This is a genomic window from Actinomycetota bacterium, from assembly GCA_005888325.1.
Classification (GTDB): domain Bacteria; phylum Actinomycetota; class Acidimicrobiia; order Acidimicrobiales; family AC-14; genus AC-14.
In genome coordinates, this window is record VAWU01000028.1 from 20,955 (window position 1) to 42,423 (window position 21,469).

24 protein-coding genes and 2 pseudogenes are annotated in these 21,469 nt (G+C 70.6%); 23 read left to right on the plus strand and 3 right to left on the minus strand.

What is annotated here, in order from left to right:
• Positions 1-36: 36 nt before the first annotated feature.
• Entirely contained in the window at positions 37-651 is a 615-nt protein-coding gene (locus tag E6G06_10970) for a TetR/AcrR family transcriptional regulator (protein ID TML90991.1), read from the minus strand.
• A gap of 37 nt (positions 652-688) precedes the next feature.
• On the opposite strand from E6G06_10970, the gene E6G06_10975 reads away from it, so the two are divergent.
• Positions 689-2,311, plus strand: a complete 1,623-nt coding sequence (locus E6G06_10975) for an MFS transporter (protein TML90992.1) — start codon at positions 689-691, stop codon at positions 2,309-2,311.
• Positions 2,312-2,643: 332 nt separating this feature from the next.
• The gene (locus E6G06_10980) at positions 2,644-3,120 is read left to right on the plus strand and encodes a nitroreductase family deazaflavin-dependent oxidoreductase (GenBank protein TML90993.1); all 477 of its coding nucleotides are present in this window, start codon (positions 2,644-2,646) and stop codon (positions 3,118-3,120) included.
• Positions 3,121-3,192: 72 nt separating this feature from the next.
• Here E6G06_10980 and E6G06_10985 read toward each other — a convergent pair whose 3' ends face one another.
• Positions 3,193-3,405, minus strand: a complete 213-nt coding sequence (locus tag E6G06_10985) for a hypothetical protein (protein TML90994.1) — start codon at positions 3,403-3,405, stop codon at positions 3,193-3,195.
• Positions 3,406-3,440: 35 nt separating this feature from the next.
• Here E6G06_10985 and E6G06_10990 point away from each other — a divergent pair, with 35 nt between their 5' ends.
• The 21 genes and pseudogenes from E6G06_10990 (at position 3,441) to lysS (ending at position 20,858) form a co-directional block, all read left to right on the plus strand.
• On the plus strand, positions 3,441-4,187 hold the full coding sequence (locus E6G06_10990; GenBank protein TML90995.1) for a hypothetical protein: 747 nt from the start codon (positions 3,441-3,443) through the stop codon (positions 4,185-4,187).
• A 170-nt stretch (positions 4,188-4,357) separates the two neighbouring features.
• Positions 4,358-4,543: a Flp family type IVb pilin gene (locus tag E6G06_10995; GenBank protein TML90996.1), complete on the plus strand. Its 186-nt coding sequence runs from the start codon at positions 4,358-4,360 to the stop codon at positions 4,541-4,543.
• A 121-nt stretch (positions 4,544-4,664) separates the two neighbouring features.
• Positions 4,665-4,847 carry a hypothetical protein gene (locus E6G06_11000; protein TML90997.1) on the plus strand — a complete coding sequence of 61 codons (183 nt, stop codon included), beginning with the start codon at positions 4,665-4,667 and terminating at the stop codon, positions 4,845-4,847.
• A 66-nt stretch (positions 4,848-4,913) separates the two neighbouring features.
• Entirely contained in the window at positions 4,914-5,465 is a 552-nt protein-coding gene (locus E6G06_11005) for a sigma-70 family RNA polymerase sigma factor (protein ID TML91097.1), read from the plus strand.
• Between the two features lie 12 nt (positions 5,466-5,477).
• The gene (rsrA, locus tag E6G06_11010) at positions 5,478-5,741 is read left to right on the plus strand and encodes a mycothiol system anti-sigma-R factor (protein ID TML90998.1); all 264 of its coding nucleotides are present in this window, start codon (positions 5,478-5,480) and stop codon (positions 5,739-5,741) included.
• 442 nt (positions 5,742-6,183) lie between these two features.
• Entirely contained in the window at positions 6,184-7,254 is a 1,071-nt protein-coding gene (locus E6G06_11015; GenBank protein TML90999.1) for a coenzyme F420 biosynthesis-associated protein, read from the plus strand.
• Positions 7,255-7,269: 15 nt separating this feature from the next.
• Positions 7,270-7,626, plus strand: a pseudogene (locus tag E6G06_11020) (response regulator).
• A gap of 370 nt (positions 7,627-7,996) precedes the next feature.
• Entirely contained in the window at positions 7,997-8,899 is a 903-nt protein-coding gene (gene tilS, locus E6G06_11025) for a tRNA lysidine(34) synthetase TilS (protein ID TML91000.1), read from the plus strand.
• A 39-nt stretch (positions 8,900-8,938) separates the two neighbouring features.
• Positions 8,939-9,490, plus strand: coding sequence for a hypoxanthine phosphoribosyltransferase (gene hpt, locus E6G06_11030; GenBank protein ID TML91001.1), 552 nt, complete (start codon positions 8,939-8,941; stop codon positions 9,488-9,490).
• A gap of 8 nt (positions 9,491-9,498) precedes the next feature.
• Positions 9,499-11,373, plus strand: a complete 1,875-nt coding sequence (locus tag E6G06_11035; protein TML91002.1) for an ATP-dependent metallopeptidase FtsH/Yme1/Tma family protein — start codon at positions 9,499-9,501, stop codon at positions 11,371-11,373.
• 43 nt (positions 11,374-11,416) lie between these two features.
• Entirely contained in the window at positions 11,417-11,998 is a 582-nt protein-coding gene (folE, locus tag E6G06_11040) for a GTP cyclohydrolase I FolE (protein TML91003.1), read from the plus strand.
• Positions 11,999-12,055: 57 nt separating this feature from the next.
• Positions 12,056-12,811 carry a dihydropteroate synthase gene (folP, locus tag E6G06_11045; protein ID TML91098.1) on the plus strand — a complete coding sequence of 252 codons (756 nt, stop codon included), beginning with the start codon at positions 12,056-12,058 and terminating at the stop codon, positions 12,809-12,811.
• On the plus strand, positions 12,808-13,308 hold the full coding sequence (locus E6G06_11050) for a hypothetical protein (GenBank protein ID TML91004.1): 501 nt from the start codon (positions 12,808-12,810) through the stop codon (positions 13,306-13,308). Before folP ends, E6G06_11050 begins: the two co-directional genes overlap by 4 nt.
• A gap of 13 nt (positions 13,309-13,321) precedes the next feature.
• Positions 13,322-13,681, plus strand: coding sequence for a dihydroneopterin aldolase (folB, locus tag E6G06_11055; GenBank protein TML91005.1), 360 nt, complete (start codon positions 13,322-13,324; stop codon positions 13,679-13,681).
• A gap of 16 nt (positions 13,682-13,697) precedes the next feature.
• A complete protein-coding gene (gene folK / locus E6G06_11060; GenBank protein TML91006.1) occupies positions 13,698-14,150 on the plus strand; it encodes a 2-amino-4-hydroxy-6-hydroxymethyldihydropteridine diphosphokinase in 453 nt (150 codons plus the stop codon).
• Positions 14,151-14,190: 40 nt separating this feature from the next.
• Positions 14,191-15,825 (plus strand): pantoate--beta-alanine ligase, encoded by a 1,635-nt coding sequence (locus E6G06_11065; GenBank protein ID TML91007.1) that lies wholly within the window; start codon positions 14,191-14,193, stop codon positions 15,823-15,825.
• Positions 15,825-16,214 carry an aspartate 1-decarboxylase gene (locus E6G06_11070; GenBank protein TML91008.1) on the plus strand — a complete coding sequence of 130 codons (390 nt, stop codon included), beginning with the start codon at positions 15,825-15,827 and terminating at the stop codon, positions 16,212-16,214. The genes E6G06_11065 and E6G06_11070 overlap by 1 nt, the downstream gene beginning before the upstream one ends.
• Before the next feature lie 9 nt (positions 16,215-16,223).
• A complete protein-coding gene (gene nadB, locus E6G06_11075) occupies positions 16,224-17,828 on the plus strand; it encodes an L-aspartate oxidase (GenBank protein TML91009.1) in 1,605 nt (534 codons plus the stop codon).
• On the plus strand, positions 17,825-18,676 hold the full coding sequence (gene nadC, locus E6G06_11080; GenBank protein ID TML91010.1) for a carboxylating nicotinate-nucleotide diphosphorylase: 852 nt from the start codon (positions 17,825-17,827) through the stop codon (positions 18,674-18,676). Before nadB ends, nadC begins: the two co-directional genes overlap by 4 nt.
• Positions 18,677-18,685: 9 nt before the next feature.
• Positions 18,686-19,453, plus strand: coding sequence for a type III pantothenate kinase (locus E6G06_11085; protein ID TML91011.1), 768 nt, complete (start codon positions 18,686-18,688; stop codon positions 19,451-19,453).
• 1 nt (position 19,454) lies between these two features.
• The gene (gene lysS, locus E6G06_11090) at positions 19,455-20,858 is read left to right on the plus strand and encodes a lysine--tRNA ligase (GenBank protein ID TML91012.1); all 1,404 of its coding nucleotides are present in this window, start codon (positions 19,455-19,457) and stop codon (positions 20,856-20,858) included.
• Positions 20,859-21,039: 181 nt separating this feature from the next.
• On the opposite strand, the pseudogene E6G06_11095 reads toward lysS, so the two are convergent.
• Positions 21,040-21,468: pseudogene (locus tag E6G06_11095) on the minus strand (NDP-hexose 4-ketoreductase).
• Position 21,469: the final 1 nt, after the last annotated feature.

The window sequence follows — 21,469 nt, forward strand, 5'->3', positions numbered from 1 at the left end:
GTAACGGCACCAGGACTCGATGACGGTTGTGCCTCTTCACATCTTGCGCCGCTTGGGTGGGAGGGCGTGATCGATCACCAACGCGATGAAGGCGTCGTCGAGTTCCTGCGGTTGTATGAGGGCGCGAAACAACAGCGGCCCCAGGAGCAAGGCGGCGAGGTCGGAGGCGTCGGCGGCGTCGGCGGCGTGAGTCAGCTCTCCATCGGTGAGCGCCTTGCCGAGCCGGTGTCCCAGACGATCGTCGGCGCGACTCCCGATCTCCTTGCGTAGCGCGGCCAGGCCTGCGTCGCTGGCGCCGCGATCTACAAGGGCAGCGATCAGGTGCTGCGTCGCGGGTGACGCGAACATCGCGCCGGCGTAGGCGAGTTCAGCCTGCAGCCACTCGCGAAGCGTCTCACCGTCGCCCGGCCGGAAGATCGGCGCGTCCAGCGTCGCGATCGCATCGAAGAGCAGGTCGTCGAGCTGTGCCCAGTGACGGTACACGGTGGCTCTCCCGACTCCGGCACGCTCCGCCACCCGTTGGTGGGTAACCCCGCCGTAGCCCTCCGCCTCGATGATTTGCGCGGCCGCGCGCAGGATGGCGATGCGGCTCCGCTCGGCTCGGGGATCAACTGGCACTGTGTCGTCCACGCTCTCAAGTGTATGAGACAACTTGACTCATAAGCAAGAGTGTGAGACAGTCTGTCTCATGACTACGAGACAGACTGTCCAAGAACAGGTGACGAGCCGACGGCGGATGGGCGTGCTGTTTGCCATGTGCCTCGCGCTCGTCCTGGTGGTGGGGTCGGTGTCCGGGGTGAACCTGGTCCTGCCCAGCGTGGCGGTGGCTATCGGCGCTTCTGCCACGCAGCTGACGTGGATCGCCGACGCCTACACCGTCGCGCTCGCGGCCCTCGTGCTCCCGATGGGCGCGCTCGGCGATCGTCTCGGGCGCCGCAACGTGCTGCTGGCTGGAACGGTCGTGTTCGGCGCGGGCGCAGCAGTCGGCGCGGCCGCAAGCTCGGCTTCCGTCCTCATCGTCGCGCGGGCCGTCATGGGGCTCGGTGCGGCGATGATCATGCCTGGCACCTTGTCGACAATCACGGCCGTGTTCCCGTCCGAGGAGCGGGCGCGGGCGGTCGGTATCTGGTCGGGCTTCGCCGTCTCCGGGTCGATCCTGGGCATGCTTCTCTCCGGCGCCCTGCTCGAGCAGTTCTCCTGGGTCTCGACCTTCGTGGCCGCTGCCGCGCTCGCTGGAGTCGCGTTTGTGGCCGCTGCCGTACTTGCGCCTAATACTGCCGACCCACACCACGCCCGCCTCGACGTCGTCGGCTCGGTGCTGTCCGGCGTGGGCATCGGCGGCCTCGTCTTCGGAATCATCGAAGGCAGCGAGCGGGGCTGGCTCAGCCCCTTGAGCGTGGGCGGGTTCGCCGCCGCCGCTGGTGGCCTCGTCGGCTGGGCGATGTGGTCCTTGCGGGTCGAGCACCCGCTCCTCGACCCCCGGCTGTTCCGCCTGCGCGGCTTCGCCACCGGCTCGGCGGCCATCACGGTGCAGTTCCTCGTGACTCTGGGCTTCTTCCTGGTCGGACTGCAGTTCCTGCTGCTCGTCCTCGGCTACAGCGCCCTCATGAGCACAGTCGCTCTGCTCCCCATCGCGGCGGTGGCGATGCCCGTCTCGGTCGTCGCACCCGCCCTCGCCGCTCGCGTCGGCGTCCGCCCCGTGATCGCCAGCGGAATGGCCACCATCGCCGTCGGGTTCGTGCTGCTCGCCCAGTTGCGGGTCGACTCCACCTACTGGTCGTTCGTCATTGGCCTCGGCGTGTTCGGTGTCGGCGTCTCGCTGGCGTCGACGCCGGCCACAACCGCCATCGTCAGCTCGTTGCCGCGAGCCAAACAAGGCGTGGCCTCGGCCGTGAACGACGTCTCCCGAGAGCTGGGCTCCGCAATCGGCATCGCCACCCTCGGCTCCCTGTTCAACAGGGGCTATGTCCACGCGATCGAGAGCACCACCAACGGCCTACCGGCGTCCGTCGCCGACGTCGTACGTCGCTCACCTGCAGCCGGACTTGACGTGGCTGGTCGCATGGGGCCCAACGGCGCGGCGCTCGCCCACGGCGTCAAGAGCGCGTTCATCCAGGGCCTCGGCGCGGCGCTTGTCGGTGGTGTGATCATCAGTCTGCTCGGGGCTGCCTTCATCGTGTGGCGAGGCCCACATCGGTCCGACGACACCGCGGCAGACATCGACGAGAACATGCCAGCGTCCTTCGCCGACGCGAGCAGTACCATCCCAACGGCCGGCCCAGCTCCGGCCATCGAAGGAGCAGCCGCCTAGCGCCTCGTGCGGCTGACCAGCTGCCCCGGGAGCCAAGACTCTGGCCAGTCGTTTGATGCCGCGGCGATGACCTGATCGGGCTTGCGGCCTCCGCCCGCACGACCCCCCGAACAGCGCCTCGCGCGCCCCTTACCGCCGGCTCTGAGAGCCAAGCGGTGGTCCGCGCGCTCCTTCTCGACAATCAGCGCCACAACTCGGCCTCGACGCCCATCGCTCCGAGTGTCCTTAGGAATCGCTTGGATACCTCCGCAGGACGGGGAAGCGAGCCAACCGCCCGTACCGTTCCATTGCGGCCTACCGTGGAGACTCGCCCCGTGCGAGAGGTGTCGCCAATGAGCAATGCTGCAACCCGGCCGCCCAAACACCCGCCGCCGTGGTTCGTCCACACGGCCTGGCGCGTTCATCGCGCGCTGTACCGGCTCAGTGGCGGCCGATTCGTGTGGACCACGTCGAACAAGCGCGGCTGGGGCGCGCTGCGCCTCACGACCATCGGGCGGAAGTCCGGACGAGAGCGGAGCGTCATCATCGGCTACCTCGAAGACGGTCCCAACTTCGTCGCGCTCGCGATGAACGGCTGGGACGAGGGCCATGCCGCGTGGTGGCTCAACCTCGAGGCGCACCCGGACGCCGTCATTCGATTGGCGCACCACCAGCCGCGCCTGGTGCGCGCACGCGCTTCGGCGGGCGAGGAGCGTGATCGGCTGTGGCAGCGCTGGGTCGCGGTCGATCCGAGGCTCGACGCGTATGCGGTCCGGCGGTCAACCGAGACGCCGGTGATCGTGCTCGAACCGCGCAACCGGACCGCTTGACGCCGGGCGACGACGTCCGCCCTGGTCGGGTAGACGAAGAGCGAGGCAAACGTTGCCTGCCACGGCACCAGTTCACTCGCTCGGATGCTCTACGATGGCTACGACGCGGCTCGACATGAACCGGGCCGAGCGCACCGGTTGTCCGCTGCGCGTCACCTCGACGATCTCGATCATGCCCCGGCCGCTGCTGACCTCCACGCGCCGTCCCGCCTTGGTCGCCACCACTTCGAACTGCCGTACGCTCTCGCCGATGTCGACGAGCACCTCGACCCGGTCGCCCTTCACCCTCACCAGCGTACGACCGACGATGTCCCGAGGCGATGAGCGACACTGCTCAGGGCGCCGGGTGGTGGCAGGCGTCTGACGGCAAGTGGTACCCGCCGGAGGCTCACCCGGCGGCGAGGGCGGCGCCGACGATCCCCGCGGCCCCGGTTCCAGGGGCGTTCGCGCCGGCCGCGTCGCGGCAAGGGATGTCGGGCTGCGCGAAGGCCCTCATCATCGGCGGCATCGTCGCGGCCGTCGGGGTGGTGGGTGTGATCGTCCTGCTCGTGGTCGTCGTCCGCAAGGGCGTCGACGAGGTCAGCAAGAACGTCGTTGGCGTCGCGGGCCGACCCGCCTCGTTGCCCAGGGGCGAGAACGGCTATCGGGGCATGCTCACGCGCGATCAGTTGGCCGGCGAGAGCGGCACCGTGCGCTTGGCCGGGTACACGACCACGGCAACCGGCTGGGCCCGCGCGACGACCGCCGACGGGCTGGCCGTGATCTGCGGCGACGTCACCGTGCGCAGCCCGCTGAAGCAGGGTGAGACCAACGACGTCCGCGACGTCCTCACCGTCGTGGGTGCCGAGAACTGGACGCTGCTGACGCCCGGTGGCACCGAAGAGGCCGTGTCGAGCGCGGCGTCGGACTTCGACGCGCTCGCGAACTTCCTCTCGCGCGGCCAGCTCGGAGGGACGGCGAAGGGCAAGGTCTGCTTCGCCGACGCAGGCGAGAAGGGCCGCCACGTCGTGACCTGGCAACCCCGACTCTTCAATGCCGCGCGCGGGGTCTGGCTGGTCCGGATCTAGCGCCTTTCGTGGTGATGACTTCACGCACCGTGTATTTGTGTGTGAAATTTGTCAGGAAATGAGCCGAGCGCACTATGGAGAATCGCGCCGCCATTCTCGATGCTTGCCGGTGACAAATCGGGGCGCGGAGTCGCGGCGGCAGTCCGTGGTTTTCGGGGGGAAGGCGAGGCGTGGCGTTGCTCGTGCAGCAGGTGCAGTTGAGGCTCGTGTCGAGCGAGCGGGGAGCCAGCCTCGTCGAATATGCGTTGCTGCTCGCCCTCATCGGACTCGTGTGTGTGGGCGCCCTCCAGCTCCTCGGCCACGATGTCTCGACCGGGCTCAGCGGTGTCGGAAGCTCGCTCGGCGCCGGCAGCTAGGACCTCGCCGCGCAGTGGGGATCCTTGGTGGAAGCCGGCGGGGTCGGGGCCCCGCCGGACGCGGCGGGCGTGGTGCGAAGCACCCGGGTGCCCGCCGCCAATGTGACAGTACTGTGACGGGATGGCGGGTTGGGGCGACGACCCGACGCTCGACGAGTTGCGCAAGCTCATCGCGGACGACGGGGAGACACGTGAGCACGACACCGTCACGATCGAGAAGGCCGGGGAGCGTCGCGAGCTGCGATCGGACCACATCGCCTTCCACCGGTTCGTCGAGGGCCTCAAGGAGGACTACCGGCTGTAACGGCCGGCCGGTGCCGCCGATACTGTTGGTCCCGTGGCCGACCAGGCGAGGTTCGCAGAGCAGGCGATGGAGTACATGCCCTCGCTCTACACGGCCGCGCTGCGGATGACGCGCAACCCCGTCGACGCCGAGGACCTGGTGCAGGAGACGTACCTCAAGGCCTACCGCGGCTTCGGGGGCTTCCGCGAGGGCACCAACCTGAAGGCGTGGCTCTACAAGATCCTCACCAACACGTTCATCAACACCTACCGGGCGAAGAAGCGCCGTCCGAGCGAGAGCGACCTCGAGGACGTGGAGGAGCTCTACCTCTACCACCGGCTGGGTGGGCTGGAGGCGGTGGCTGCGGGGCGGAGCGCCGAGGACCAGGTGCTCGAGCACGTCACCGACGCCGAGGTGAAGGAGGCGCTCGAGTCGCTCCCGGAGCAGTTCCGCATCGCCGTCCTCCTCGGCGACGTGGAGGGCTTCTCCTACAAGGAGATCGCGGAGATCCTCGACATTCCCATCGGCACGGTCATGAGTCGACTCCATCGCGGAAGAAAAGCGCTGCAGAAGCGGTTGTATGACTTCGGTCACGACCGGGGCCTCGTCGGAGAACGTCAACCAACTGCGAATGGGTGAGCATCAGCGTGGGTGAGCACCATGGGTGAACGGCCGGACATGTGTGGCGACGCTGTCCACCAGCTGTACCTCTACCTCGACGGTGAGCTGACCCCGGAGAAGCGAGAGCTGATCCAGCACCACCTCGACGGGTGCCCGCCATGCTTCGAGGCGTACGACTTCGAGGCCGAGCTGCGAATGGTGATCGCCCACAAGTGCCGTGAGCAGGTGCCCGAGCAGCTGCGAGCGCGGGTGGCCCGCGCCCTCGGCCTCGAGGGCTCCGAGCCCCAGCTGTAGGGCTCCTTTGAAGGCGCTCCGCCAGGAATACCCGACCCGACCCGCGCGGTTGGTGAGGGCATGTCGGAACGCGCTGTCGGAGGACGCCCGATCTCGGGCAACGATCGCCCGTCCCGGTCATTCAAGGCCGGACGTGTGTGTCGCGAGAGGGGCTGTGAGACCGTCCTGTCCATCTACAACAACGGGTCCTTCTGCTCGCAGCACGAGCCGATGACCGTCCCTCGGACCCGCGGCCGGAAGATCGCGTAGCACCCCGCGGCTGGGGCGCGCGGGAACGCCACGGTTACCATCGACCTCATGGATCTCCTGGCCGCCGCCAAGCCGTGGACGTTCTGGCTCGCGCCGCTGCTCGTGCTCGTGACCGTCCTCGCCCTGCTGGCGGTGATGATCGGTTACGTGGTCAAGGTGGTAGCCGCCCGCTACCCGCGCGGGTGAGCCGCCTGTGACCGACCCCGTCTCCTGGGACCTGGCCGAACGGGTCGCCATCCGGGTCGCCGGGCGCGAGCCCTTCGCCGAGTCGTACCACTACGCCTCGCTCCAGCCGGATTTCGATGAGTTCACCGCGGAGGCCGAAGAGCTGGTGGCGGCCGAGACGGGCCTGCGCTCGCTCTCGGGCCCTGCCCGCGCCCGCGTCACCGACCGCGCAGGCTGGGTCCGCGCCAACGTCGCGTCGTTCCGCCGGCTGCTGCGACCCCTCACCGATCGGTTGGGCGCGCGGCTCAGCACCGGCCCGGTCGGCAACGTGGGCCGTGCGGTCGCGGGTGCCGAGGTGGGCACGCTGCTCGGCTGGATGTCGACGCGCGTGCTCGGCCAGTACGACCTGCTCATCGCGGAGGACGACGACCCCGACGAGCAGGACATCGTCTACTACGTGGGCCCCAACGTGTTGAGCCTCGAGAAGCGCTACGGCTTCCCGCCGCGCGAGTTCCGTCTCTGGCTCGCGCTGCACGAGGTGACCCATCGCGCCCAGTTCACGGGCGTGCCCTGGATGCGCGAGCACTTCCTCTCGCTCGTCGACGAGAGCCTGGGCGCGGTCGACGCCGACCCCCGTCGCATCCTCGATGCCATCCGCCGCGCGGCCGAGCAGGTGCGCGCCGGGCGCAACCCCCTCGACGACGGGGGGCTGGTGACGCTGCTGGCGAGTCCCGAGCAGCACGCCGTCCTGCAACGGCTGCAGGGACTGATGAGCCTGCTCGAGGGCCACGGCGACGTCACCATGGATCGCGCCGGTCGGGCCTACGTGCCGAGCGCGGACCGCTTCGCCCGGGTGCTGCGTCAGCGGCGTCAGGCGTCGGGGCTCACGAAGGTGGTCCAGAAGCTGACGGGCATCGAGGCCAAGCTGCTCCAGTACGAGCAGGGGGAGCGGTTCATCGAGGCCGTCGAGCGCGAAGGCGGGCCCGAGTTGCTCGAGACCGTGTGGTGGGGGAGCGAGTGGTTGCCGACGCTCCCCGAGATCCGCGCGCCCGAGCTGTGGCTCGAGCGAGTCCGGGCACCCGAGGCGGCGCACAACTAGCCTGACCGGGCGGCCATGGCCACCGTCCTCGCAGTCGACGACGAACCCGACATCCTCGAGATCGTCAAGGTCAACCTCGAGCTGGACGGACACGAGGTCCTACTCGCCCGCAGCGGGGCCGAGGCGCTCGAGCTGGTGCGGCGGAAGGTCCCCGACGTGGTGGTCCTCGACATCATGATGCCGGGCATCGACGGCTGGGACGTGCTCGCCCGCCTCAAGAGCGACCCGGATCTCGAGGTTGCGAGCGTGCCCGTGGTGATGCTCACCGCACGGACCACCGACGACGACCGCGTGCGAGGTGGCATCGAGGGCGCCATCTGCTACCTCACGAAACCCTTCCTGCCCGATGAGCTGTGCGCCGAGGTCAACCGCGCGCTCGAGGGTGAGCCCGAGCCCGTGCGCCGCAAGCACGTGCAGCAGGAGTCGCTGGCCGAGCTGGCGCGCATGGAGAAGGGCGCGTCGGCGGGGCGAGACGGTGAGGTGCACCCCCACCTCACCCGACTGGAGCGGGCTCCGGAGCCGCAGTCCGAGCCGCCCCACATGCGAGCCGTGCGCGAGCGCATCGGCACCCTGTCGCCCAAGCAGCGCGAGCTGCTCGACGTGCTGCACGCCACCGCGTCGGTCAGCCAGGCCGCATCCGACCTGCAGGTCAGCCGGTCGAACGTGTACGCCAGCCTGCGCCGCATCAGCCGCAAGCTGGGCACGCGCTCCGTCCGCGAGCTGCTCGCCCTGGTCCGCGAAGGTGACCTCCTCGGCTGAGCTGCGGGTCGACCTGCTCACCCGCTCCAACTTCCCGGCGGCGGGCACCGACGTGACGTGCGCGGTCTCGGGCGGGGCCGACTCGCTGGCACTGCTCGTCCTGGCGGTGGCTGCCGGCTGTCGGGTGACGGCCGCCCACGTGGACCACGGCCTGCGCGCCGGCTCCGCGGCCGAGGCCGACGTGGTGGCGACGGCCGCGGCGCGACTGGGTGCCGGGTTCCGCCCGCTGCGGGCCGAGGTGGCGCCGGGGCCGAACCTCGAGGCGCGGGCGCGACGGGCGCGGTACCGCGTGTTGCCGCCCGACGTCCTCACCGGTCACACCGCCGACGACCAGGCCGAGACCGTGCTCGTCAACCTCTGCTGGGGCGCGGGCCTCGACGGCCTGGCCGGGATGGGCCCCGAGGGTCATCCCCTGCTGGGCCTGCGCCGGAGCGAGACGGTCGCCCTGTGCGCGGCCGAGGGCCTCACGCCGGTCGCCGACCCGAGCAACGCGGACCCCGCGTTCCGTCGCAACCGGGTGCGCCACGAGGCGCTGCCCCTGCTCTCGGAGATCGCCCGGCGCGACGTCGCCGGCGTCGTCGCCCGCCAGGCCGCGCTGCTCCGGGCCGACGCCGACCTGCTCGACGCCCTGGCCGCCCCCATCGACCCCACCGACGCGGGCGCGCTGGCGGCTGCGCCCGTCGCGCTGGCGCGGCGCGCGGTTCGGCGATGGCTCGCCACCTCGGCGGAGCGCGGTGGCCACCCGCCGGATGCGGCAGCGGTCGAGCGCGTGCTCGCGGTCGCGCGGGGGGAGGTGCGGGCGACCGAGGTGACCGGGATCGGGCGCGTCTCCCGGTCGCGTGGGCGGCTCGCGTTCGATGCCAGCTACCGTCAGGCGGATGGCTGAATCGCCCGTCCGGCCCGGACCCGGAGAACTACCTCGAGCATGAAGAGCGACGATCCCAACGTCGGCCCGGTGGTCGTCACCGCCGAGCAGCTCGAGGAGCGCATCGCCGCCCTCGGCAAGGAGATCACCGGGGACTACCAGGGACGCGCACCCCTCCTCGTCGGAGTCCTCAAGGGCGCGTTCATGTTCATGAGCGACCTCGCCCGCGCGGTGGCGCTGCCCGTGGAGTTCGACTTCATGGCGGTGTCCTCGTACGGGAGCGCCACCAAGACGAGCGGCGTCGTCCGCATCGTGAAGGACCTCGACATCGACCTGAGCGGGCGCCACGTGATCCTCGTGGAGGACATCGTCGACAGCGGGCTCACGCTCTCCTACGTCCGCAAGAACCTGCTCGCCCGGGGGCCCGCGTCGCTCGAGGTGTGCGCGCTGCTCGTGCGCGAAGGGCTCCAGAAGCGCGACCCGCAGCTGCGCTACGTCGGGTTCCGCATCCCCCCCGACTTCGTGATCGGCTACGGGCTCGACATCGGCGAGCGGTACCGGAACCTGCCCTTCGTGTGCGTGTACGCAGGTCCCGATCCGTCGGTACCCTAAGGGCACCGATGAAGAAGATCTTTCGGAGCGCGCCGTTCTGGATCGTGATGGTCCTGGTCACCATGCTCCTCGTGGCCGGCTCGCTCAAGGGCGGCAGCGAGCGGCAGGCTTTCACCCTCGACCGCTTCTACGCGCAGCTCTCCGCGGGCAAGGTGCGGACAGCCGAGATCCTCGACCGCGACCACGAGATCAAGGGCGAGCTCGCCAGCGGCACCAAGTACAAGGTCAGCTTCCCCGAGCGCTACGCGGAGAAGCTCACCGCCGACGTCATCGCGGCCGACAACGTCAGCGTCACCACCAACAAGCAGAGCGACCCCGTCTGGTGGGCGATCCTCCAGACGTTCCTGCCGTTCATCCTCCTCATCGGTGTCTTCCTCTTCGTGATGAACGCGATGCAGGGCGGCGGCAACCGAGTGATGCAGTTCGGCAAGGCCAAGGCCAAGGTCGTCAACAAAGACCAACCGCAGCTCACCTTCGCCGACGTCGCCGGGGCAGACGAGGCGGTCGAGGAGTTGCAGGAGATCAAGGAGTTCCTCGAGGCCCCGGCGAAGTTCCAGGCCATGGGCGCCAAGATCCCGAAGGGGGTGCTGCTGTTCGGGCCCCCGGGCACGGGCAAGACGTTGCTGGCGCGCGCGGTCGCGGGTGAGGCGGGCGTGCCGTTCTTCTCGATCTCGGGCTCGGACTTCGTGGAGATGTTCGTCGGCGTGGGCGCCAGCCGAGTGCGCGACCTGTTCGAGCAGGCGAAGTCGAGCGCGCCCGCCATCATCTTCGTCGACGAGATCGACGCGGTCGGGCGCCATCGCGGCGCCGGGCTGGGCGGTGGCCACGACGAACGGGAGCAGACCCTCAACCAGTTGCTCGTGGAGATGGACGGCTTCGACACGCGCGCGGGCGTCATCCTCATCGCCGCGACCAACCGACCCGACATTCTCGACCCCGCGTTGCTGCGTCCGGGTCGCTTCGACCGCCAGATCGTCGTCGACCGCCCCGACCTCGAGGGCAGGCGCGCCATCCTCAACGTGCACGGCAAGGGCAAGCCGCTGGCCAAGGGCGTCGCGCTCGACGTGCTGGCCCGGCGCACTCCCGGCTTCACGGGCGCGGACCTGGCCAACCTCATGAACGAGGCCGCGCTCCTCACGGCGCGCCGCGGCTTCAGGGAGATCGGCATGCCGCAGCTCGAGGAGGCGATCGACCGCGTCATCGCCGGCCCCGAGAAGCGCACGCGCATCATCTCCGACAAGGAGAAGCGCGTGATCGCGTACCACGAGGGCGGGCACGCGCTCGTCGGCCACGCGTTGCCGAACGCCGACCCGATCCACAAGGTGTCGATCATCCCGAGGGGGCGCGCCCTGGGCTGGACCCTCGCCCTGCCCGAGCAGGACAAGTACCTCGTGACCCGCTCGGAGCTGCGGGATCAGCTCGCGATGCTGCTCGGCGGACGCACGGCCGAGGAGCTGATCTTCCAGGAGCCGACGACCGGTGCGCAGAACGACATCGAGAAGGCGACGCAGATCGCCCGCTCGATGGTCACCGAGTTCGGCATGAGCGACGCCATCGGGCCCCAGCAGCTCGGGCAGAAGAACGGCGAGGTCTTCCTCGGCCGCGACTTCGGGCACCAGGCCAACTACTCCGAAGAGGTGGCCGGCAACATCGACGCGGAGGTGCGCCGGCTCATCGACGAGGCGCACCAGGAGGCGGCCGACATCCTCGTCACCCATCGCGCCACGCTCGACAAGCTCGCCGACGCGCTCGTCGAGAAGGAGACCCTCGACACGGCCGAGGTCATGGCGATCCTGGCCGAGGTGTCGAAGCGCGCGCCTCGCACCGAGGGCGCAGAGAGTGGCAACGGGCGTCGTTGGGTGCGACCGCTGAACAAGCCGTAGCCCGCCGGGCAAGTAACACACAGCTGCCGTTAGCCTGACGCGGATGAACGGTGAAGCGGGCGTCGACAGGGCGCGCATCGAGAAGGCCATCCGCGAGATCCTCGAGGCGGTCGGCGAGGACCCCGACCGCGACGGGCTCGTGCGCACGCCGCAACGGGTGGCCGACATGTACAGCGAGATTCTCGGTGGCCTGCACGAGGATCCCGACAGCGTGCTCGATGTCACCTTCGAGGCGGGTCACGACGAGATGGTGATGGTCCGCGACATCCCCCTCTACTCGCTGTGCGAGCACCACGTCATCCCGTTCGTGGGCAAGGCCCACGTCGCCTACATCCCCAACGCCGACGGTCGCATCACCGGTCTGTCCAAGCTGGCCCGCCTGGTCGACGTCTACGCCCGGCGCCCCCAGGTGCAGGAGAACCTCACGACCCAGATCGCCGACACCATTCAGCGCGTGCTGCAGCCGCGGGGCGTGCTCGTGGTCATCGAGGCGGAGCACCTCTGCATGTCGATGCGCGGGGTCCGCAAGCCCGGCACGACCACGATCACGTCGGCGGTCCACGGTCTCTTCCGCACCGATCCGGCCACCCGCTCCGAGGCCATGCAGCTCATCCACGGCCGCTGAGCGTGGTTCGGGGTGCTTGCGGGCACCGGTAGATTCGGGGCCGTGCTCCCCCGCGTCATGGGCGTTTTGAACGTCACGCCCGATTCGTTCTCCGACGGTGGTCGCTGGCTCGACCCGGAGGCCGCCCTGGCCCACGGCCTGGAGATGGCGGCCGCGGGAGCGGCGGTGGTCGACGTCGGAGGCGAGAGCACCCGGCCGGGGGCGGAGCCGGTCGCGGAAACGGAGGAGCTGCGCCGGGTGGTGCCCGTGGTCGAGGCGCTCGCGCCGCACGTGCGCGTCTCGATCGACACGCGCAAGGCCGCGGTGGCCGAGGGCGCGATCGCCGCCGGCGCCACCCTCGTGAACGACGTGTCGGCCTCGCTGCATGCGGTCGCGGCCGCGGGCGGCGTGGGATGGGTGGCCATGCACATGCAGGGCGACCCGCGCACGATGCAGCACGCTCCCAGCTACGACGACGTGGTCGCCGAGGTCCGCGACTTCCTGGTGGCCCGCGCCGACGCGGCCGAGCGGGCCGGTGTCGACGAGGTGTGGATCGATCCCGGCATCGGCTTCGGCAAGACCGTCTCCCACAACCTCACGCTGCTGAAGCACCTCCGGGTGCTGGCCGACACGGGCCACCGCGTGCTCGTGGGCACGAGCCGCAAGTCGTTCCTGGGCAAGCTCGCAGGCGGCGCGCCCGACGACCGGTTCGAAGGCTCGCTCGCCACCTCCGCGTGGGCGATGATCGAGGGCGCGTCGATGGTGCGGGTCCACGACGTGCGGCCCGCCGCGCAGGCGGCGCGTCTGGTTGGAGACCCCGGAGACGCGTCGTGAAGGGCAAGTGGGCCCAGGGCATCGCACCGCGCAACTTCGCGTGGATCATCAAGGACCAGCTCGCCGTCAGCGAGCGACCGGGCGGGTACGCGCGCAACCACCGCCGGGTGCGCCGCCAGGAGGAGATCATCTGGATACGCGAGCAGGGGTTCACGCGCGTGATCTCGTTGCTCGCGTCGCCACACAACCTTCACGCGTACGAGGAGCTCGACGTGGCGTGGGAGCACGTGCCGATGGGTCCCCACGACGACATCCGCGCCGTCCTCGGCGAGCTCTACCCCAAGGTGCGCGAGTGGCTGGGTCACGGAGACAAGCTGCTCGTCCACCAGGAAGAGCTCGGCGACCGGCTCCAGGGCGTCCTGGCCGGCTACCTCGTCTACGCGGGCCTGGTGCCCGTCCCCGCCGAGGCCATCTCGGTCGTCGAGCGCATCAACCAGCGCCAGATGGGCCCGCAGGGCCGTGAGGTGGTGGCCCAGGCGGCCGCCGTCAAGCCGTAGGCCGTCGCGGCGAATGACCACCGATCGCATCGAGCTGCGCGGCCTGCGTGCGCTCGGCGTCCATGGCGCGCTGCCGGAGGAGCGGTTGCGGGCGCAACCCTTCGAGGTCGACCTCGACGTGGTCACCGACGTGCGAGCCGCGGGTGCCAGCGACGATCTCGGCGACACCGTGGACTACGGCGCCATCGCGGCCATCGCGGAGCGGGTGGTCACGACCGAGCGCTTCGCGCTCCTGGAGCGCATCGCGACGCGCATCGCCGAGGAGGTGTGCGCCGACGGGCGGGTCCTGTCGGTCACGGTGACGGTCCGCAAGCTTCGTCCGCCGGTGCCGGTCGACCTCACGTCGGCCGCGGTGCGCATCACGAGGCCCTGAGGGCGAGCGGCCCTCGGTGCGCGCGTTCCTCGGGATGGGCTCCAACCTCGGCGACTCGCGCCGGCTGTTGCGCGACGCGCTCGAAGCGATCGGTGACCGCGTCGTCGCGGTGTCGCCCCTGTACGAGACCGAGCCGGTGGGTGGGCCGCCGGGTCAGCCCATCTACCTCAACGTCGTCGTCGAGCTCGACACGGACCAGACGCCACGCGAGCTGCTGGGCCTGGCCCGCCGGTTGGAGGCGGCGGCCGGGCGGGTGCGCGCCGAACGGTGGGGCCCCCGCACGCTCGACGTCGACGTGCTGCTGGTGGGGGACATGAAGGTGGACGAACCCGACCTGGTCGTGCCCCACCCGCGCATGCACGAGCGTCGCTTCGTGATGGCGCCCCTTGCCGACCTGGCGCCCGAGCTGGTGCCGCCCGACTGGGAGGACCGAGTGGAAGGTTCGGTGAGGTGCGCGGGTAGTCTGTAGCCACGAACGGCACCCCGTACGGGGGCCGGAACGTCACACCATGCAGACCAACTCCGAGCAGGCCAAGTCGCTTCGGGTCATCGGCCCCGGTCGGGCCGGGACGTCACTGGCTCGAGCCTTGGCGGAGGCGGGTTGGCGGGTGCTCCCTCCGTTGGGTCGCGGCGACGACGTGCGGGCCGCGGCTTGCGATGTCGACGGAGAGGGCGTCGACCTTCTGGTGATCGCGACGCCGGACGGCACGATCGGCGCGGTGGCCGCCGCGGTCGAGCCGGTCGATCGCACGGTCGTCGCCCATCTCGCGGGTTCGGTCGGTCTCGACGTGCTCCTCCCTCACCGTCGCCGGGCGGTGATCCATCCCCTGGTCGGCCTGCCCGACGCCGACACCGGTGCCCGCGCCCTGCGCGGGGGCGCCTGGTTCGCGGTGACGGGCGACGAGCTCGCCCATCGGGTCGTCCATGACCTCGGGGGCCGCAGCCTGCAAGTGGCCGACGGCGACCGCGTCGCCTACCACGCGGCCGCGTGCATCGCCTCGAACCACCTCGTCGCCCTGCTCGGCCAGGCCGAGCGCGTCGCCGCGAGCGCGGGGGTCCCCCTCGATGCGCTCCTCGACCTGGTCCGCGCCACCGTCGACAACGTGGCCACCCTCGGTCCGGCCGCCGCGCTCACGGGCCCCGTCGCGCGCCGCGACTGGGCGACCGTCGACCGTCATCTGGCGGCGCTCGACGCCTCGGAGCGGCCCGCGTACGAGGCGATGGCCGCTGCCGCCCACCGACTCTCCAGCGGAGAAGGACGTCCTCGTGTCACCTCGCGCGGGAAGGTCGGGGGGCACATCGCCGTCGTCGATCGAGTCGAGGCCTTCCGCAAGGAGCTCGAAGCGGCACGGGCCGCGGGGCGCACGGTCGGGTTCGTGCCGACGATGGGCTATCTGCACGAGGGTCACGCGTCGCTCATCCGGCGGGCCGCAGCCGAGTGCGACGTCGTCGCCGTGAGCGTGTTCGTGAACCCGCTGCAGTTCGCGCCGACCGAGGACCTGGGCGCGTACCCGCGCGACCTCGAACGCGATGTCGCCTTGGCGGAGGACTGCGGCGCCCACCTCGTGCTCTCGCCGTCGACCGAGGAGATGTACCCGGAAGCGATGGCCACGACCGTCTCGGTCGGCTCCGTCTCGGAGGGCCTCGAGGGCGCGCTGCGCCCCACCCACTTCGCCGGCGTGGCCACGGTCGTGACGAAGCTCCTCGCCCTGGCCGGGCCGTGCCGCGCCTACTTCGGCGAGAAGGACTTCCAGCAACTCGCCGTGATCCGGCGCCTGGTGCGCGACCTCTCGTTCCCCGTCGAGGTCGTGGGTGTCGCGACCGTGCGTGAGCCCGACGGGCTCGCGATGTCGAGCCGCAACGTCTATCTCACCGACGAAGAACGGGTTGCGGCGACGGTCCTCCACCGCGCGCTCGGCGAGGGGGTGCGGCTCGTCGAGGGTGGCGAGCGCGACCCGGCTGTGGTGCGCGACGTCATGCGCGCGGTCATCGAGGCCGAGCCGCGCGCCGCGATCGATTACGCGGAGGTCGTCCGGGCGGACGACCTCTCCGCGCCCGACACCTTGTCGGGTGAGCTGAGGCTGCTGGTCGCGGCCCGCTTCGGCCGGGCCCGACTCATCGACAACAGGGGAGTGACGATCTGATGCGCCGCCGCATGATGAAGTCGAAGGTCCACCGGGCCACGGTGACGAGCGCCGACCTGCACTACGTGGGGTCGATCAGCCTCGACCCGGTGCTGATGGACGCAGCCGACATCCGCGAGTGGGAGCAGGTGGCCGTGCTCGACATCGACAACGGCGCCCGCTTCGAGACCTACGCCATCGCGGGCGGGCCGGGCCAGGTGCAGCTCAACGGGGCCGCGGCTCGGCTCGTCCATCCGGGCGACCGCGTGATCGTGATCACCTACGGCGACTACGAGGAGGCCGAGCTCGACGGCTTCGAGCCGCGCGTCGTGCACGTGGACTCCCGGAACCGTCCGACCGACCCGGCCATGACCGCCCTGCAGGCCGAGCTGCACGACCTGACCGACTAGCTTCGCCTCGTGCCACCCCCCGATCTCGACCTGCTGGTCCTCGGGAGCGGTGTCGGCGGGCTCTCGGCCGCGGTGCGCGCGGCGGCAGAGCCGGGCCTGCGGGTGGGCGTGCTGAGCAAGGCCGAGCTCACGCAGTCGGCGACCCGGTGGGCCCAGGGGGGCGTGGCCGCGGCGCTGCACGACGACGAGGACTCCACCGACCTCCACCTGGCGGACACGCTGGCGGCGGGCGCGGGGCTGTGCGACGTCGACGCGGTGCGCGTGCTCGTCGACGAGGGGCCGGCGCGCGTCAACGAGCTCATCGCGCTCGGCGCGGTGTTCGACCGGGATCCCGACGGCGTGTTGCAGCTCGCGCGCGAAGGAGGGCACTCGAGGGCCCGGGTCGTGCACGCAGGCGGCGCCGCGACCGGCGTGGAGATCGAGCGGGCCCTCGTCGAGGCCGTGCGGCGTACCGCCGCCGCGCTCTACGAGGACTGGTTCGCGGTCGACCTGCTCGTGGAGGGAGGCCGGTGCCGCGGGGTGGTGGCCCTCGACGCCGCGGGTGTGCGCCACGAGGTGCGAGCAGCGCACACCCTGCTCGCGACCGGCGGCGCGGGCCAGCTGTTCGCGGTGACGACGAACCCCGCGCAGTCGACCGGCGACGGCCAGGCCATGGCGCTGCGGGCCGGAGTCCCGGTCGCCGACGTGGAGTTCATGCAGTTCCATCCCACTGCGTTGCACCATCCGCAGATGCCGCGACCGCTGCTCTCCGAGGCGCTCCGCGGCCACGGAGCGCGGCTGCGCGACGCGAGCGGCGAGCGCTTCGTCGACGAGCTGGCGTCACGCGACGTCGTGTCGCGCGCGATGACGGCGCGCATGCTCGAGCAGGGAGTCGATCACCTGTGGCTCGACGCCACCGGGCTCGAGCGCTTCGACGAGCGCTTTCCGACGATCGCGGCGGCGGTGCGCGAGGTCGGCCTCGACCCGACGGTCGACTGGCTGCCGATCGCGCCTGCCGCCCACTATCTCAGCGGCGGTGTCGTCACCGACCTCGAAGGCGCTTCCGCCCTGCCGGGGCTGTGGGCGTGCGGCGAGGTGGCGTGCACCGGCGTCCACGGTGCCAACCGCCTCGCGTCCAACTCCCTGCTCGAGGGCATGGTATTCGCGCCTCGTGTCGTCGAGGCGGTGCTCGCCGGGGTCGACGGGCCGCAGCCGACCGGGGCGATGCGGTGCGTGCTCGATGACGAGGGAGGCCGCCGCATCGAGGGCCCCGACCTGCGGTCCGGTCGGGCGCGCCGCGCCGGCGACGTGACGCCGGCCAAGGCGCGCGAGGAGTTGCAGCGGGCAATGACCGCCCACGCGGGTGTGCTGCGCGACGCGTCGTCGCTCCGACAAGCCGACGGTGCCGCGCGAGAGGCCGGCGACCATGCGACCGGCGACGATCGCGTCGAGGTGTGGGAGCTGCGCAACCTGGCGACGGTCGGACGGGCGCTCATCGCCGCCGCGTCGGTCCGCGAGGAGAGCCGCGGCGCGCACACGCGCACCGACTTCCCCGACGTGGTGGACCGCTTCAAGCTCCGGCTGGTGATCGGCCTCGGTTTCAAGAAGCGCGGCGGCGTCGCGAGGAACGCATGAGCACCGTTCATCCGCCGCGCGCCGCGGTGCGTGAAGCGGTGGCCCGGGCGCTGGCGGAGGACATCGGCGCGCTGGGCGATCTCACCGCGTCGCTCATCCCGGTGCACCAACGTGCGACGGGCGCCATCGTGGCGCGCGAGGAGGGTGTCCTTGCCGGCTGCGCCGCCGCTACCGAGGTGTTCCACCAGGTCGACCCGGCGCTCGAGGTGCGCTGGCAGGCCGACGACGGCCACGAGGTCGGTCCCGGCCAGACCCTCGCGCACGTGGAGGGCCCGCTCGCGTCGATGCTGACGGCCGAGCGCACCGCGCTGAACTTCCTGCAACACCTCTCCGGGGTGGCGTCGACCACCCGGCACTGGGTGCGCGCCACCCAGGGAAAGGCCCGCATCTGGGACACCCGCAAGACCACGCCGGGGTTGCGCGCGCTGGAGAAGGCGGCCGTCCGCGCGGGCGGCGGCGCCAACCACCGGGGCAGCCTGTCCGACTTCGTGATGGTGAAGGACAACCATCTCACCGGCATCACCATCGAGGAGGCCGTGGACCGGGCCCGGCTGCACTGGCCGGGCCGAACGGTCGAGGTCGAGTGCGACACCCACGACCAGGTGAAGCAGGCGGTCGAGGCCGGTGCCGACGTCGTGCTCCTCGACAACATGTCGCCGCAGGAGGTCTCGGCATGTGTGTCGACCATCCACGGGCGGTGCCTCGTCGAGGTCTCCGGCGGCGTCACCATGGAGACGCTCGGGCAGTACCTCGACCTCGGCGTCGATCTCATCTCGGCCGGGTCGATCACCAACTCCGCGCCCGTGCTCGACATCGGTCTCGACATCGAGATCGCGGGAAGGGCCTAGCCGCACGTCATGCTGCTCGTCGTCGACGTCGGCAACACCCAGACCGTCATCGGCCTCTACGGAGATGGTGACCTGCTCGACCACTGGCGGATCGCCACCAACGCGGAGCGCACGTCGGACGAGCACGCGTTGTTGTTCGCCCAGTTCCTCGATCAGCACGGGTTCTCGTTCGACGACGACATCACCGGCATCGCGGTGTCATCGGTGGTGCCGCGCCTGACGGCCGCGTTGCGCGAGATGACCGATCGCTACTTCCGGTTCGACGCGGTGGTGATCGAGCCGGGGATCAAGAGCGGCGTCCCCATCCTCTACGACACCCCCCGCGAGGTGGGCGCCGACCGCATCGCGAACGCGGTGGGCACCCTCGACCTGTACGGCGGGCCGGCCGTCGTCGTCGACTTCGGCACGGCCACGACCTTTGACGCGATCTCGGCCGACGGCGAGTACCTCGGCGGGGCCATCGTGCCCGGCATCGAGATCAGCATGGACGCGCTGTTCGCCCGTGCCGCCTGGCTGCGGCGGGTCGAGCTGGTCGAGCCGCGCAACGTCATCGGCAGGAGCACGGTGGAGTCGATCGAGGCCGGCGTCGTCTACGGCACGGTCGCCATGGTCGACGGCATGGTGCGGCGCTTCGAGGACGAGCTGGGCAGGAGCACGGTGATCGCGACCGGTGGCCTGGGTGGGCTGATCGCCCCGCTCTCCGACACCATCCAGCACCACGAGCCCTGGCTCACGCTGCACGGCCTGCGCCTCATCTACGAGAAGAACACCGCGTGACGTGACGATCCCGTACCGCTTCGAGCCCGACCACACGGCCGCGGCGCTGCACGACGAGTTCGACGAGCTCGCGCCCGAGGCCGAGACCGGCGTCATCGTGACCGTCGCCGGACGGCTCATGCTGCACCGACCCATGGGGAAGCTCGCGTTCTTCACGTTGCAGGACGGCAGCGGACGCATCCAGCTCTTCTGCACGCCGAAGGTGACGGCGCGATTCGAGGAGCTCACCGCGCTGTCGCACGGCGACTGGATCGGGGCCAAAGGCGAGGTGGTGAAGACGAGGACGGGCGAGCTCTCGGTGCGCGTGCACGAGTGGGTGCTGCTGGCCGAAGCCCGTCGTCCGTTCCCCGACAAGTGGCACGGCATCGCCGATGTCGACACGCGCTACCGGCAGCGCTACGTCGACCTGTGGGTGACGGACGAGGCCCGCCGCACGTTCGTCATGCGCAGCCGCATGCTGAGCCTGACGCGACGCTGGCTGGAGGAACGCGACTTCGTCGAGGTGGAGACACCTCTGCTGCACCCGATCCCGGGTGGCGCGCTGGCGAAGCCGTTCGTCACCCACCACAACGCGCTCGACCTCGACCTCTACCTGCGGATCGCCCCCGAGCTCTACCTCAAGCGCCTGGTGGTCGGCGGCTTCGAGCGGGTCTTCGAGATCGGACGGGTGTTCCGCAACGAGGGCATCGGCTACCGCTGGAACCCCGAGTTCACGATGCTCGAGCTCTACCAGGCCTACGCGGACTACGGCGACATGATGGTGCTCACCGAGGAGCTGGTCGCCCATCTGTGCGAGGAGCTGCGCGGCACGACGAAGATCGCGTTCCAGGGTCGCGCTCTCGACCTCACGCCTCCGTGGCGTCGGGCGTCGATGACCGCGCTGATCGAAGAGCAGATCGGAGCCCACGTCGACGTGCGGATGCCGGTCGACGAGCTGCGCCGCATCGCGGGCGAGCACGGCGTGCCGGTCGACGACGGGTGGGGCCCGGGCAAGCTCGTGCTCGAGATCTACGAGAAGACCACCGAAGGCGAGCTCTGGGGACCGGTGTTCGTGTGCGACTACCCCAAGGAGGTCTCACCGCTCGCGCGCGACCACCGCGAGCTTCCCGGTCTCGTCGAGCGCTTCGAGCCGATCATCGCGGGACGCGAGATCGGCAACGCCTTCAGCGAGCTCGTCGACGCCGACGAGCAGCGCGCCCGGCTCGAGCACCAGGCACGTGAGAGTGCGGCCGGAGACGACGAGGCGATGACCGTCGACGACGACTACCTGCGCGCCCTGGAATATGGCCTGCCACCGACGGGAGGTCTCGGCATCGGGATCGATCGGGTGTTGATGCTCCTCGCCGACGTCCACCACATCCGCGACGTCATCCTGTTCCCGACGCTCAGGCCGGAGCAGGCTTAGGTCCCAACACGCCGACGGTCGTGTGGCACCACAGACAGAAGACGATCGCGGCGCCCGCATCGGTCATGCGGTACGCCGCCTGCGCGGTGAGGTCCGCGCCACAGCGGGGACACCGCGGCTCGACGTCGGGCTCGACCGGCGCCGTCGTCACGTCGACCTTCTCCCGCGCGCCGGTCAGGCTCGAGAGGAGCTGGATGACATGGCGACGCACGCGGCTCAGGTCGGCGCCCAGCTTCACGAGCACCTGGGCGGCGACGCCCTCGCCCTCGCGGACCAGGCCGAGCAGGATGTGCTCCGTTCCGATGTAGTTGTGGCCCAGCTGCATCGCCTCACGCAGCGAGAGCTCGAGCACCTTCTTGGCGCGAGGTGTGAAGGGGAGGTGGTCGCTCGGCGACAGGCCACCCTCGCCGATGATCTCCTCGACCTGGCTGCGGACGGCCTCGAGCGCGATTCCCATCGACTCGAGGGCCCTCGCGGCGACTCCGTCGCCCTCGTGCAGGAGGCCGAGGAGGATGTGCTCGGTGCCGATGTAGCTGTGGTTGTGGAGCCGCGCCTCTTCCTGGGCGAGGACGACGACCCGGCGGGCGCGATCCGTGAAGCGCTCGAACACC

What these genes read in the sequence shown, in the direction of transcription:
- E6G06_10975 (TML90992.1), top strand. Translation starts at nt 689, where the DNA reads ATGACTACGAGACAGACTGTCCAAGAACAGGTGACGAGCCGACGGCGG.
- E6G06_10980 (TML90993.1), top strand. Translation starts at nt 2,644, where the DNA reads ATGAGCAATGCTGCAACCCGGCCGCCCAAACACCCGCCGCCGTGGTTC.
- E6G06_10990 (TML90995.1), top strand. Translation starts at nt 3,441, where the DNA reads ATGAGCGACACTGCTCAGGGCGCCGGGTGGTGGCAGGCGTCTGACGGC.
- E6G06_11000 (TML90997.1), top strand. Translation starts at nt 4,665, where the DNA reads ATGGCGGGTTGGGGCGACGACCCGACGCTCGACGAGTTGCGCAAGCTC.
- E6G06_11005 (TML91097.1), top strand. Translation starts at nt 4,914, where the DNA reads ATGGAGTACATGCCCTCGCTCTACACGGCCGCGCTGCGGATGACGCGC.
- hpt (TML91001.1), top strand. Translation starts at nt 8,939, where the DNA reads ATGAAGAGCGACGATCCCAACGTCGGCCCGGTGGTCGTCACCGCCGAG.
- E6G06_11035 (TML91002.1), top strand. Translation starts at nt 9,499, where the DNA reads ATGAAGAAGATCTTTCGGAGCGCGCCGTTCTGGATCGTGATGGTCCTG.
- folE (TML91003.1), top strand. Translation starts at nt 11,417, where the DNA reads ATGAACGGTGAAGCGGGCGTCGACAGGGCGCGCATCGAGAAGGCCATC.
- folP (TML91098.1), top strand. Translation starts at nt 12,056, where the DNA reads ATGGGCGTTTTGAACGTCACGCCCGATTCGTTCTCCGACGGTGGTCGC.
- folB (TML91005.1), top strand. Translation starts at nt 13,322, where the DNA reads ATGACCACCGATCGCATCGAGCTGCGCGGCCTGCGTGCGCTCGGCGTC.
- E6G06_11065 (TML91007.1), top strand. Translation starts at nt 14,191, where the DNA reads ATGCAGACCAACTCCGAGCAGGCCAAGTCGCTTCGGGTCATCGGCCCC.
- E6G06_11070 (TML91008.1), top strand. Translation starts at nt 15,825, where the DNA reads ATGCGCCGCCGCATGATGAAGTCGAAGGTCCACCGGGCCACGGTGACG.
- nadC (TML91010.1), top strand. Translation starts at nt 17,825, where the DNA reads ATGAGCACCGTTCATCCGCCGCGCGCCGCGGTGCGTGAAGCGGTGGCC.
- E6G06_11085 (TML91011.1), top strand. Translation starts at nt 18,686, where the DNA reads ATGCTGCTCGTCGTCGACGTCGGCAACACCCAGACCGTCATCGGCCTC.